This is a genomic window from Rubrivirga sp. (genome assembly GCF_965213695.1).
In the GTDB taxonomy this organism is placed as follows: Bacteria; Bacteroidota; Rhodothermia; order Rhodothermales; family Rubricoccaceae; genus Rubrivirga.
Window position 1 is genome coordinate 810,322 of sequence record NZ_OZ243912.1, and the last position, 11,969, is coordinate 822,290.

Genomic DNA, 11,969 nt, shown 5'->3' on the forward strand with positions numbered 1-11,969 from the left:
CGTAAAAAAGAGGCCCGACCTCGGGGGGGAGGTCGGGCCTCGAAGGTGGCCAGGGGCCGCCGTGGGGCAGCCGGTGCGTGCTCGGAGGACCAGAGGGGAGACGCCGAGGCGTCCGGGTCCGCCGACGCCGCACGGATGGGGGGCCAGGGAGAAGAGGAGCGAGGGTACTGGATCTGTGCCCTCCCGTTCCGTTAGCGAATCGAGACCGGGTTTTCCCCGGTCCGGCTGGGGACGGTAGTTTCGGCGGGCTCCGCCCGACGTCTGTGCCCGCCTCCGTCCTCCCGCTCCGCCTCGGCCTCGGCCTGCTCCGTGTGGGGCAGCCGGCCCTGCCCGGACCGGCGGGCGACGCGCTCCGCCGTGCGTCCCGGCTCCGGCTGACGCCGGCCGAGGCGTCGGCCGAGGCGGCCATCGACGCGCTCCGCCGCGAGCTGCGCCGGTCGCCCGCCACCGTCGAGGTGGTCGACTACGGAGCGGGGACCCGGGGCGACAAGCCGCCCGTCCGTCGGGTGGCCGAGGTGTACCGGCGCGCGGCGACCGGGCCGGCCTGGGGCCGGTTCCTGTTCGGGCTCGCGCGCGGGCTCCGGCCCCGCCGGGTGCTCGAGCTGGGGACGAACCTGGGCGTCGGCGCGGCGCACCTGGCGGCGGCGCTCGCGCTCAACGAGGCCGAGGGCGGGCCGGCGGGGCGGCTGGTGACGCTGGAGGGCGCCCCAGCGCTGGCGGCCCTCGCCGCCGGCCACCTCGAACGCCTGGGCCACCGCGTCGGCGACGACGGCCGGGTGCGGATCGGGGTGGGGCCGTTCGCGGAGACGTTGCCCGAGGTGGCCGCGCCCGAGGCGTGGGACCTGGTGTTCGTCGATGGCCACCACCAGGCCGACGCCGCGCTGGGCTACCTCGACACGATCCGCCCCCACCTCGCCGGCGGCGCCTTGGTCGTGCTGGACGACGTCGAGCCCGGCCGGCCGGTGCGCCGGGCGTACCGCGCGCTCCGCGACCGCGGCCCGTCGTTCTACGCGGGCAAGTACGGCCTGCTCGTCCACGCCGCGCCCGGCGATCTCGGGGGAGCCACGACGGCCGCCGCGCGTGTGAGTGCTCTTCTCCCGACCTCCGCCGGCGCCGCCTGACCCATGCCTCCTCCCACCGACGCCGAGCTCGTTACGGCCTACCTCGACGAGGGCGACCAGCGCGCGTTCTCCCAGCTCCTCGCCCGGCACCAGGAGCGGATCTTCGGCTACCTCGTCGGGATGGTGAGGGACCGGGACGTGGCCAACGACTTGTTCCAGGAGACGCTGTACCGGGCGATCCAGGCCATGCACCGCCGGCGCGGCTCGTACGAGAGCCAGGGCCGGTGGCTCGCCTGGACCATGCGGATCGCGCGGAACGCGGCGCTCGACTGGCTCCGGGCCAAGAAGAAGTTCACCGACGTCGACAAGTTCAGCAATGAGGACGAGGGGCCGTCGTTCTGGGACCGCCTGCCGGATGAGGCCCCCGAGGCCGACTCGCTCCTGAACCGGGCCGATCTCTGGGAGGAGGTCGAGGCGGCCATCGAGCAGCTCCCGCCGGAGCAGCGCGAGGTCGTCTTGATGCGGCACCAGTCGGAGCTCACGTTCCGCGAGATCGCCGAGCTCACCGGCGTCTCGATCAACACGGCCCTCGGTCGCATGCGCTACGCGCTCATCAACCTGCGCAAGATCCTCGACCCCGAGTGGTTCGAGGGCGTCACGGCCGACGTGCCCGGCGCCCCGAAGCCGAAGGACGAGACGCCCGCCTAGGGCCCAAGCCGGAGCGGCCCCGCCCGCTCCGCCCTCTTCACACACGAGTTCGCCAGCCGTCCCGTTCGCTACGCCCCACCAGTCCGATGTCCGACGCTCTCACCCCGCTTCGCCACGTGTACGACGTGGAGCCCGTCGGCGCCCTGGCGCCCGGCGGCGCGGGGCACCCGGAGCAGGAGGCGCTCCGCCAGATGCGGGCCCTCCTCGACCGACGGCCCGCGGTCGCGCCGTCGCCCCACGCCGTCGCCGCCGTCGAAGCGCGCGCGGCCGTCGTGACGGCCGCCCTCGACCAGACGCAGGCCGTCGTCGAGCGCGCCTTTGGCGCCCGCCCGCAGCCGCGGCCCTCGGCCGATGTCGTGGCCGCCGTCCTCGCTCGGGCGGCCGAGCCTGCCGCCGCCACGCTCCCGGCCGAGTCGCCCACCGAGGCGGCCGTCCTCGACCAGTCGCTCCAGGCCCTCGACCAGCTCCCGCGAGCCCGCCCGGACGTGTCGGTGATCGCAGCCGTCGAGGCCCGCGCGGCCCAGGCGACCGCCGAGCGGGCGGCCATCCGCGCGGTCTACCTCGACGGCCCCGCCGTGACGTCCGTCGAGGCCGACGTTCTCCGCCAGTCGCGCGAGGTGGTCGAGCGAGCGCTCGCCTCGCGTCCCCAGCCCCGCCCCTCGGCCGACGCTGTCGCTGCCGTGGTGGCCCGGGCCGCCGAGGCGTCGGGCGCCGAGGCGGAGCCGGTCAGGGACGCCTCGCCGGTCGAGGACGCCGTCCTTGCCCAGTCGCTCCGCGCGCTCGACCGGATGCCCCGCCCGCGCCCGTCGGCGGCCACACTCGACGCGGTCCGCGTGGCCGCCGCGACGGCGGGCTCGGCCCCCGTCCGCGACGACCGGCCGTCCGCTTCGCCCGACCGCGTCCCTGTGCGTCCCGCGCGTCGCCGCGCGCCGGTCGGCGTGTGGGCTGGGGCCGCGACGTTCTTGGTGGCCGCGCTGGCCGCCCTCGTCATCTTGCCGATTGGCGGGTCCGACTCGTCGCCGGTCCCGGTTGCCGCCGTGGCGGAGGCCGAGCCGGCGGCGCCAGCGGCGCGCACCGCTGAGCTCGAGCCGGAGCCCGAGCTCGCCCCTGCGCCGGCCGACGCGCCCGCGTTCGCTCCGTCGCCGCCGTCTGCGGCCGCGGCGGCGTCGGGCTTGGCCGCGGTCGTTCAGCGAGCGGCCCGCCCGTCGGCCCCGGCCGCGTCGGCAGCCGTTCAGGCCGCACCCTCGGCTGCCGCCCGGACCTCGTTCGCCGCTGCGACGGCGCCCTCCCCTCCTCCTCCCGACCCGACGCCCGGCTGGGACGCCTCCGACGACGTCCGCGCGCTCTCGCTCCGGCTCCAGGAGCTCGACGCCGAGGACGCGCTGGCCTGGGACGACGCCCCGGCGGAGACGTTCGGCGTGCCGACGTCGCGGTCGGTCGGCTCGGCGCCGGGGGTCCAGGCCGTCCGCGCGGGGGCTCCGGCGCGGGCTCGGTTCCGTTCCGACTCGTCCTCGGTCCAGCGATGACGCGACGTTTGCTCGCCGCCGTGGCGCTCGCGCTTGCCGCCGCCTCGGCCCCGTCCGCTCAAACTCAGGAGGTCCGCGCTGGAGGCGAGGTCGTCCGCACGTTCGAGGTCCGCGACGGGCAGGTCTACCTCGACGGCCGCCACCTCGCCGACGCCGTCCCGCCGGGCCTCGACCTGGACGGCTTCAGCATGATGCCGCTCGAGCTGACCGGGCCGATCGTCCCCGTCCTCGAGGTCGACGGCGCGGTCTACGTCTTGGAAGGGGAGAAGCTGGTGCCGATGGACGCATCGAGCCGGCCCGGCCGCGGCGTCTACATCCTGGGCGACGTGACGCCCGAGGCCGTCGCCGAGATGCCCGAGGAGAGCATGACGCCGATCATCGAGGAGGCCTACATGCGGGACGTCGCCGCGCGGAACGAGGCGCTCTACGACCGGATGCAGCAGGCGGAGTCGATGGAGAGTGAGGTCGGCGCCCTCGCCGCCCGCGTCCGCGCCCGGCCGCGCGGGCCGGAGCGGGACCGGCTCCGCGAGCAGCTCCGCGGCCTGATCTCGGACTTGCTCTCGCTCAAGCACGAGATCCGAGACGAGGAGATCGCCGTCGTGGCCGAGCGCCTCGACGCCGCTCGCGAGGAGCTCGAAGACCGCCGTGGTCACCACGACGACATCGTGAACGGTCGGCTCCGCGAGCTCGTCGGCGGCCAGTAGACGGACGTCGGGCGGAGGGCGCGCGGGCCGTCGGCACGAGAGCGGTCGCGCCACGGCGCTGTCCTGTTATCCACACCCGTGTGGGAATACTGGGCCCGATCTCGGAAATCACTTGAGGTGAGAGGGGGCAGGTCCCTATCTTGGGGGCCTCCCCCCGGCTCCAGATTCCGACGTGGGAACGCAGCGGCTCCGACGGGTCGCCCGTCGCAGGTCGGTCCTGGAGGGCAACTCTCCGCGTGGGGGACTCGGCGTGGCACGGTTTTTTCGCCCGCTGAGCTCCCCCGGTCCCCCTGCCCCATGCGTCGCCTCGCCTTCCTCGTTTTCGCCCTGGTCGTCTCGGCGCCCGCTCGCGCCGGGGCCGACCCTCCGACGGGTTCAGGGCCGGCCGTCGACGTCGAGCGCGTCTCGTTCGACCGGAGCCCCGACGGGGCGTCGCTCGTGGCCCGCGTCCACACGTCGAGCCGGGTCCGGGCGTACAGCGTCGATCAAGACGGCGGCGTGCTCGAGCTGGTGTTGTACCGGGCCCGGCTGGCGCCGGCCGTCGAGCAGGCCCGGGCCGTCCAGCCCGTCCGCGGCTACAACGTCGGGGTCGACCGCGACCAGGTGATCGTCCGGTTCGACGTCGACCCCGACGTCCACGTGCGGGCGTACCCGGACCGCGACAGCGACGACCTGTTGCTGTCGTTCTCGTCCGCGCCGCGGCCCCGGCGGCAGGCGTGGGGCGGCGGCCGGCCGAGCCGCCCGCTCCCGCCCGCGCGCCCGGCCGACGAGCCGCCGATGCGGACGGTGCCGCCGGCGGCGCCCGTGACGGGCACCGGCCCGGTCCCCGGCGGCGAGTCGGTGGCCGTGGCCAGCGCCGAGCACTGGCGGCTCGACACGGTCGTCTTGGACGCCGGCCACGGCGGCCACGACCACGGTGGCGTCGGCAACGGGACGAGCGACAAGGAGGTGGCCTACGGCGTCGTGTCCCGCCTCGGGCCGATGCTGGAGCGCGAGCTGGGCATCCGCGTCGTCTACACCCGCGACGACGACACGTTCGTCGAGCTCCGCGACCGCGGGCGGATCGCCAACCGCGAAGGTGGCAAGCTGTTCATCTCGGTCCACGCCAACGCCGGCCCGTCGTCGGCCTACGGGACGGAGACGTTCTTCCTGGCCCCGCGCGGCTCGGCCCGCGCCAGCGAGGTCATGCAGCGCGAGAACTCCGTGATCGAGCTCGAGAGCGACCCGAGCTACTACGCCGACTTCGCCGAGGGCGGCGACATCCTGCGCTCGCTGGCGATGAGCGCGTACCAGGAAGAGAGCCAGCACCTCGCCCGGTTGATCGAGGGCCGGTTCGAGGCCGCCGGCCGCCACAGCAGGGGCGTCAAGCAGGACAACTTCATGGTGCTCTGGGCCGCGTCGATGCCGGCGGTCCTGGTCGAGGTCGGGTTCGTGACGAACCGCGAGGAGGCCCGGCTGATCTCGTCGCCCGCGGGGATGGACCAGACGGCGCGGGCGATCTTCGAGGCCGTCCGCGACTACAAGGCGACCTACGAGCGCGGCCTGCGACAAGCCGGCGCGGAGGGATAGCCGGGGCCTCGCGGGTGGGGCTGGTTCAGCGGGTCGCGCCGGTTCGATCACGACGGCCACCGACCCTGCCCAACCCGCGTCCCCCGCCGAACCCGCCAAACGCCGTGACCGACCTCGCCGCCGCCCTCCGCACGGTCCCTGACTTCCCGTCGCCGGGCGTCCAGTTCAAGGACCTCACGCCGGTCCTGGCGGACCCCGCTCTGTTCGCGGCCCTCCTCGACCGGCTTGCCGCCCCATGGACCGGCGGCGACGTGACGCACGTCGTCGGGGTCGAGGCGCGGGGCTACTGGTTCGGGGCCGCGCTGGCGGCCCGGCTCGGGGCCGGCTTCGTGCCCGCGCGCAAGCCTGGCAAGCTGCCCGGGCCCACGCTCCGCGAGGCCTACGCGCTCGAATACGGCCAGGACGCCCTCGAGCTCCACGCCGCCGACCTGCCCACCTCTGCCCGCGTGCTCGTCCACGACGACGTGATCGCGACGGGCGGGACGGCGGCGGCGGCCTGCCGGCTGGTCGAGGCCGCCGGGGCGACGGTTGTCGGCGTGTCGTTCGCCGTCGAGATCGCGTTCCTGGACGGCCGCTCGGCGCTCCCGGTTGGCGTCCCGGTCGAGGCCGCGATCACGGTGTAGCTCGGCGCCCGCCGCGACGGGAGGCGGAGTGGCGCGAGGGGACGGGTGTGGGTAACCCCCGCTCGCCGCTGGCGCTTCCTCCCAGGATCCAGGGCCGCTACGTCCTTCGACCTACCAGGAACGCTTCCCCGTATTCAAGCCGTCATCCCCGCGAAGGCGGGGACCCAGAGTGGCGACCCCGGTGCCCCGCCCGCTCTGGATTCCCGCCTCCGCGGGAATGACTCGTCGGGGAGAATCGGGGTGGGCGGGAGTTGGGCCGCCTCGCCTCTACCGCACGGCGATACAGCTGATCTCGACGCAGGCCTCGCGCGGGAGCTTGCCCACTTCGAGCGCCTCCCGGGCCGGCGTGGCCCCGCTGAAGTAACGGGCGTACACCTCGTTGACGACGGCGTAGTCGTCCATGTCCCGTAGGAAGAGCGTGACCTGGACGACGTGCGCGAAGTCCATGTCGGCCGCCCGGAGCACGGCCCCGATGTTGGCCAAGATCTGCGACGTCTCCTCCTCGACGTCGCCTTCGACCATCTCGCCGGACGACGGGTCGAGCGCGATCTGGCCCGAGACGTAGAGCGTGTCGCCGACCAAGAGCCCCTGGCAGTACGGGCCGATGGCGGCGGGAGCGTCGGGGGTCTTGATCCGCTCGCGGCGGGAGGGGGGCTGCGTCGTCATCGGGGGGGGCGAGGAAGCGCGGGCCGGAAGATCCCGAGGCAGGCCTCCGGGGGGCGCGAAGAAGGGGGAAACTCTAGTCCGCCGGCAGGGCCCGGCGGTGAGGGGTCGATAGCTTTCCCCGTGCCAAACGTCCTCTCCACCCGTTCATGAGCCGCCACGGTCGCGTACTCGTCGCCATGAGCGGCGGCGTCGACTCGTCCGTCGCGGCCGGCCTCCTGCACGAGGCCGGCTACGACGTCGTCGGCGTGACGATGAAGACGTGGGACTACGAGACGTCGCTGGGCGGCTCGGGCGTGAGCCGGGCCACCTCGGGCTGCTGCTCGCTCGACGACATGAACGACGCCCGCGCCGTCGCCGTCCGGTTGGGCGCCAGCCACACCGTCGTCGACATCCGGGCCGAGTTCGGCGACTGGGTCATCGACCGGTTCCAAGCCGACTACCTCGCGGGACGGACGCCCAACCCGTGCGTGCTCTGCAACACCCACATCAAGTGGGCCGCCCTCCTCAAGCGGGCCGACGCGCTCGGCTGCGAGCACATCGCGACGGGCCACTACGCCCGGGTCCGCGAGCACGGCGGGCGACACGTCGTGAGCCGAGGGCTCGACGCGGCCAAGGACCAATCGTACGTCCTGTGGGGCGTGGCCCAGGACCACCTCGCGCGGACGCTCTTCCCGCTCGGCGGCCTCGAAAAAACCGAGATCCGGCGACTCGCGGCCGAGATGGGGTTCGACCACGTGGCCGACAAGAAGGACTCGTACGAGATCTGCTTCGTCCCCAACGACGACTACCGGGGCTTCCTGGCGCGCCGCGCGCCGGCCGTGGCCGACCTGGCGGGTGGCCCGTTCGTTCATTCGGAAACGGGCGAGGTGGTGGGCCGGCACGACGGGTACCCGTTCTACACCGTCGGCCAGCGGAAGCTGGGGATCGCGCTGGGCGAGCCGGCCTACGTGGTCCGCATCGAGCCCGAGACGAACACGGTCGTCGTCGGCCCCCGGTCGGCGCTGGCGGAGCGGACGTTGACGGCGAGCGGCGTCGTGTGGGGCAAGTGGGCCGGGATCGACGGCGAGGCCCGGTTGGGCGGGCGGATCCGCCACCGCGACCCGGGCGCGCCGGCCGTCGTCCGCCAACTCGGAGACGACGCTCTTGAGGCCGTGTTCGAGACGCCGCGCACGGCCGTGGCTCCCGGCCAGGCCGCCGTGTTCTACGACGGCGACGACGTGGTGGCCGGCGGCTGGATCGACCGCCCGGCGCGTGCTCAGCCCGAGGCGTCGCCCGAGTTCGTCGCCCTGCCGACGCTGTGATCGAGCCCGGCCCCGGCGAGCGCGAGTGCCCGTCGTGCGGCTTCGCCGTCGACGAGGCCGCCGAGGTCTGCCCGTACTGCGCCTACGAGTTCCCCGTCCGCAAGGCGGCCACGACGGCGAGCGCGTGGCTGTTCGTCGGGCTGATGGTGCTGTTCGCGGTCCCGCTGCTGGCGTGGCTCTTGGGCTGGTTCGGGTAGGGGCGGGTTGCCGTCGCTGACCCCCCGCCTGATCGCCCATCGCTTCGCTCAAGGGCCGATCAGGCTGTCCCCCTTGAAGGGGGACAGCTTTCCGACCTGGGAGCGCAGCGACCGGGAGGAAAGCAGGGGGTCCGGGCTATCGCTCCGCGGGGTGGGCCGACCCGGCCGGTGGGTGCGCACGAACCCGCGTAACCTGCGGGACCCGCCGAACCCGCCGAACGCACCATGCCCTACGTCCTCGCCCTCGACCAGGGCACCACCAGCTCGCGCGCCATCGTGTTCGACGACCGGGGCCGGATCCGGTCCGTCGCCCAGCGCGAGGTCGAGCAGATCTTCCCCCGGCCCGGCTGGGTCGAGCACGACCCGACCGAGATCTGGTCGAGCCAGATTGGCGTTGCCGCCGAGGCGCTGTCGCGGCAGGGCTTGCGCGCGAGCGACGTGGCCGCCATCGGGATCACGAACCAGCGCGAGACGGCCGTCGTGTGGGACCGGGCGACGGGCGCGCCCATCCACAACGCCATCGTCTGGCAGGACCGGCGGACGGCCGCCTTCTGCGACCAGCTCAAGGCCGACGGCCACGCGCCGACGTTCCAGGCCAAGACCGGGCTCGTGCTCGACAGCTACTTCTCCGGCACCAAGGTCCGCTGGATCCTGGACCACGTCGAGGGCGCCCGGGCCCGCGCCCAGGCTGGCGAGCTGGCGTTCGGGACCGTCGACAGCTGGCTCGTGTGGAACCTGACCGGCGGGCGCCACCACCTCACCGACGTCACGAACGCCTCGCGGACGCTGCTCTTCGACATCCACGCGGGCGACTGGGACGACGAGTTGCTGGCGATCCTCGACGTGCCCCGGTCGATGCTCCCCGAGGTCCGGTCGTCGAGCGAGGTCTACGCCGAGACGTCGCCGGACCTGTTCGCCTCGCCCATCCCCATCGCCGGGATCGCGGGCGACCAGCAGGCGGCCACGTTCGGCCAGCGGTGCGTGACGCCGGGGATGGCCAAGAACACGTACGGCACCGGCTGCTTCATGCTGATGCACACCGGGACCGAGGCCGTCGCGTCCGAAAACAACCTGCTCACGACGGTCGCCTGGAAGCTCGGCGACGCCCCGACCGAGTACGCGCTCGAAGGGAGCGTCTTCATCGCGGGCGCCGTCGTCCAGTGGCTCCGCGACGGGCTCAAGATCATCCGGTCGGCGGCCGAGGTCGAGGCGCTGGCGCGGGCGGTCGAGGACACCGACGGCGTCTACCTCGTGCCCGCGTTCGCCGGGCTCGGAGCGCCGCACTGGGACCCCTACGCGCGCGGCACCCTCGTCGGGCTCACGCGCGGGACGACCGACGGCCACGTCGCCCGGGCCGCGCTCGACGGCGTCGCCTACCAGGTGGCCGACGTCCTGGAGGCGATGGAGCGCGACGCCGGCTTGGCGGTGGCCGAGCTCCGCGTCGACGGCGGCGCGGCCTCGAACGACCTCCTGATGCAGACCCAGGCCGACTTGCTCCAGGCCCCGCTCGTCCGCCCGGCCGTGACGGAGACGACGGCGCTCGGGGCCGCGTATCTGGCCGGCCTGGCCGTCGGCGTGTGGGGCTCGGGAGCCGATATCTCCGAGCAGTGGGCCGTCGACCGCCGGTTTACGCCGTCGATGGCACCCGCCGAGGCCGCCCGCCGTCGCGCCGGCTGGTCCCGCGCCCTCGACCGCGCCCGGGGCTGGGCCGCCGACGGCAACGAGGTCGGGTAGCAACCACGTGTCGTCCCGCCGGGGCCGCAGCGTTCTTCTCCGGCACCCGAACAACAGCCGTCATTGGCTGGCGCCGTCGCCTTGCGGTCCTACGCACGCGAGAATCCATCCTTGTGCTCGGCGAGCGCCCCCCTATGGATCCCCGCGTACGCGGGGATGACGATTGGTTTGCGTTGCACGTCGAACCACTCCCGAGGGCGTAGCAGCCCTGTCGTCGGAGGGAGGGCCAGGAAGGCGGCTGCTCCGACGAACACGGCCACCCGCCCCACGTTCGACGGTCCACGCCCTACGCTCTTGCTATGACCCGCGACGCCATGCTCTCCGCCCTCGACGACGCGCCCGACTGGGACGTCGTCATCGTCGGCGGGGGCGCGACCGGGCTGGGGTGCGCCATCGACGCGGCCTCGCGCGGGTACCGGACGCTGCTCTTGGAGCAGGCCGACCTCGCGAAGGGGACGTCGAGCCGGTCGACCAAGCTCGTCCACGGCGGCGTCCGCTACCTCCGCCAGGGCAACGTATCGCTGGTGCTGGAGGCGCTGAAGGAGCGGGGCCGGCTGCTCAAGAACGCGCCCCACTTGGTCCACGACCTCGCGTTCGTCGTCCCCAACTACTCGTGGTGGGAGGGCCCGTTCTACGGGGTTGGGATGAAGGTGTACGACCTGATGGCCGGCCGGTCCGGGTTCGGGCGGAGCCGGCACCTGTCGAAGGACGAGACGCTGGCGCGCCTGCCAACCATCGAGCCCGACGGCCTGGACGGCGGCGTCGTCTACTACGACGGCCAGTTCGACGACGCCCGGCTGGCGGTCAACATGGCCCAGACGGCGGTCGAGCAGGGCGGCGTCGTGCTGACCTACGTCGAGGTGGTGGGGCTGCTGAAGGACGGGATCGAGGTCGTCGGCGTCCGCGCGCGCGACGTCGAGACGGGCGACGAGCGCGAGGTCCGGGCCAAGGTCGTCGTCAACGCGACGGGAGTCTGGACCGACCGCGTCCGCCGGATGGACGACGCCGACGCCCGGCCGATGGTCCAGGCCAGCCAGGGCGTCCACATCGTCTTGGACAAGGCGTTCCTGCCCGGCGACCACGCGATCATGGTGCCCAAGACCGACGACGGGCGGGTCCTCTTCGCGATCCCCTGGAACGACGCCGTCGTCGTCGGCACGACCGACACGCCGGTCGAGACGGCGGACCTCGAGCCGCGCCCGCTGGCCGACGAGATCGAGTTCCTGCTCGTCCACGCCGCCCGCTACCTCACGCGCGACCCGGCGCCGGCCGACGTCCGGAGCACGTTCGCAGGCCTCCGTCCGCTCGTCGCCGACCCCGACGCCGAGGGCGGCACGGCCGCGCTCTCGCGCGACCACACGCTCCACATCGCCGACTCCGGGCTCGTCACCATCACCGGCGGCAAGTGGACGACCTACCGCAAGATGGCCGAGGACACCATCGACCAGGCCGCCCTGCTCGCCGGGCTCGACGACCGGCCCTCGGTCACGGCCGACCTCCAGATCCACGGGGCGCACGCCAACGCCGAGGTGTTCGGCGACCTGCGGGCCTACGGCTCGGACGCGCCCGCGCTCCAGGCCTTAATCCGCACCGACGACGCGCTCGCGGAGCGGCTCCACCCGGACCGGCCGGTCGTCGCCGGGCAGGTCGTCTGGGCCGCCCGCCACGAGATGGCGCGGACGGTCGAGGACGTGCTCGCCCGGCGGACGCGCGAGTTGCTCCTCGACGCCCGGGCGTCGATCGCGATGGCCCCCCGCGTGGCCACGATTCTGTCCGAGGAGCTGGGCCACGATGAGGATTGGGAGCGCGAGCAGGTCACGGCGTACCGCGCCCTCGCCGACGGCTACCTCCTGGCCGACAACGCGGTCCGTGCGTCTTAA

Annotated in this window: 11 protein-coding genes; 10 read left to right on the forward strand and 1 reads right to left on the reverse strand. The window is 73.9% G+C overall.

Going from position 1 to position 11,969, the window contains the following annotated elements; genetic code table 11:
* Nucleotides 1-263 precede the first annotated feature (263 nt).
* From ACOOHE_RS03610 to ACOOHE_RS03635, 6 genes are all read left to right on the forward strand, one after another.
* The gene (locus tag ACOOHE_RS03610; RefSeq protein WP_420456436.1) at nucleotides 264-1,121 is read left to right on the forward strand and encodes a class I SAM-dependent methyltransferase; all 858 of its coding nucleotides are present in this window, start codon (nucleotides 264-266) and stop codon (nucleotides 1,119-1,121) included.
* A gap of 3 nt (nucleotides 1,122-1,124) precedes the next feature.
* Nucleotides 1,125-1,769 (forward strand): RNA polymerase sigma factor, encoded by a 645-nt coding sequence (locus ACOOHE_RS03615; RefSeq protein WP_420456437.1) that lies wholly within the window; start codon nucleotides 1,125-1,127, stop codon nucleotides 1,767-1,769.
* An 86-nt stretch (nucleotides 1,770-1,855) separates the two neighbouring features.
* Nucleotides 1,856-3,295: a hypothetical protein gene (locus ACOOHE_RS03620; RefSeq protein ID WP_420456438.1), complete on the forward strand. Its 1,440-nt coding sequence runs from the start codon at nucleotides 1,856-1,858 to the stop codon at nucleotides 3,293-3,295.
* Nucleotides 3,292-3,999, forward strand: coding sequence for a hypothetical protein (locus ACOOHE_RS03625; protein ID WP_420456439.1), 708 nt, complete (start codon nucleotides 3,292-3,294; stop codon nucleotides 3,997-3,999). The genes ACOOHE_RS03620 and ACOOHE_RS03625 overlap by 4 nt, the downstream gene beginning before the upstream one ends.
* A 297-nt stretch (nucleotides 4,000-4,296) precedes the next feature.
* A complete protein-coding gene (locus ACOOHE_RS03630; RefSeq protein WP_420456440.1) occupies nucleotides 4,297-5,568 on the forward strand; it encodes an N-acetylmuramoyl-L-alanine amidase in 1,272 nt (423 codons plus the stop codon).
* 65 nt (nucleotides 5,569-5,633) lie between these two features.
* Nucleotides 5,634-6,191 carry an adenine phosphoribosyltransferase gene (locus ACOOHE_RS03635; RefSeq protein WP_420457595.1) on the forward strand — a complete coding sequence of 186 codons (558 nt, stop codon included), beginning with the start codon at nucleotides 5,634-5,636 and terminating at the stop codon, nucleotides 6,189-6,191.
* A 267-nt stretch (nucleotides 6,192-6,458) separates the two neighbouring features.
* Here ACOOHE_RS03635 and ACOOHE_RS03640 read toward each other — a convergent pair whose 3' ends face one another.
* On the reverse strand, nucleotides 6,459-6,857 hold the full coding sequence (locus ACOOHE_RS03640; protein ID WP_420456441.1) for a RidA family protein: 399 nt from the start codon (nucleotides 6,855-6,857) through the stop codon (nucleotides 6,459-6,461).
* A gap of 146 nt (nucleotides 6,858-7,003) precedes the next feature.
* Here ACOOHE_RS03640 and mnmA point away from each other — a divergent pair, with 146 nt between their 5' ends.
* From mnmA to ACOOHE_RS03660, 4 genes are all read left to right on the forward strand, one after another.
* Nucleotides 7,004-8,158, forward strand: a complete 1,155-nt coding sequence (gene mnmA, locus ACOOHE_RS03645; protein ID WP_420456442.1) for a tRNA 2-thiouridine(34) synthase MnmA — start codon at nucleotides 7,004-7,006, stop codon at nucleotides 8,156-8,158.
* Nucleotides 8,155-8,355, forward strand: coding sequence for a zinc ribbon domain-containing protein (locus ACOOHE_RS03650; RefSeq protein ID WP_420456443.1), 201 nt, complete (start codon nucleotides 8,155-8,157; stop codon nucleotides 8,353-8,355). The genes mnmA and ACOOHE_RS03650 overlap by 4 nt, the downstream gene beginning before the upstream one ends.
* 225 nt (nucleotides 8,356-8,580) lie before the next feature.
* On the forward strand, nucleotides 8,581-10,089 hold the full coding sequence (glpK, locus tag ACOOHE_RS03655; protein WP_420456444.1) for a glycerol kinase GlpK: 1,509 nt from the start codon (nucleotides 8,581-8,583) through the stop codon (nucleotides 10,087-10,089).
* 299 nt (nucleotides 10,090-10,388) lie between these two features.
* Nucleotides 10,389-11,969 carry an FAD-dependent oxidoreductase gene (locus ACOOHE_RS03660; protein ID WP_420456445.1) on the forward strand — a complete coding sequence of 527 codons (1,581 nt, stop codon included), beginning with the start codon at nucleotides 10,389-10,391 and terminating at the stop codon, nucleotides 11,967-11,969.

Bases quoted from the DNA above. Each gene is read 5' to 3' on its own strand.
- ACOOHE_RS03625 (WP_420456439.1), top strand. From the start codon at position 3,292: ATGACGCGACGTTTGCTCGCCGCCGTGGCGCTCGCGCTTGCCGCCGCC.
- ACOOHE_RS03615 (WP_420456437.1), top strand. From the start codon at position 1,125: ATGCCTCCTCCCACCGACGCCGAGCTCGTTACGGCCTACCTCGACGAG.
- ACOOHE_RS03660 (WP_420456445.1), top strand. From the start codon at position 10,389: ATGACCCGCGACGCCATGCTCTCCGCCCTCGACGACGCGCCCGACTGG.
- ACOOHE_RS03640 (WP_420456441.1), bottom strand. From the start codon at position 6,857: ATGACGACGCAGCCCCCCTCCCGCCGCGAGCGGATCAAGACCCCCGAC.
- ACOOHE_RS03620 (WP_420456438.1), top strand. From the start codon at position 1,856: ATGTCCGACGCTCTCACCCCGCTTCGCCACGTGTACGACGTGGAGCCC.
- mnmA (WP_420456442.1), top strand. From the start codon at position 7,004: ATGAGCCGCCACGGTCGCGTACTCGTCGCCATGAGCGGCGGCGTCGAC.
- ACOOHE_RS03630 (WP_420456440.1), top strand. From the start codon at position 4,297: ATGCGTCGCCTCGCCTTCCTCGTTTTCGCCCTGGTCGTCTCGGCGCCC.
- glpK (WP_420456444.1), top strand. From the start codon at position 8,581: ATGCCCTACGTCCTCGCCCTCGACCAGGGCACCACCAGCTCGCGCGCC.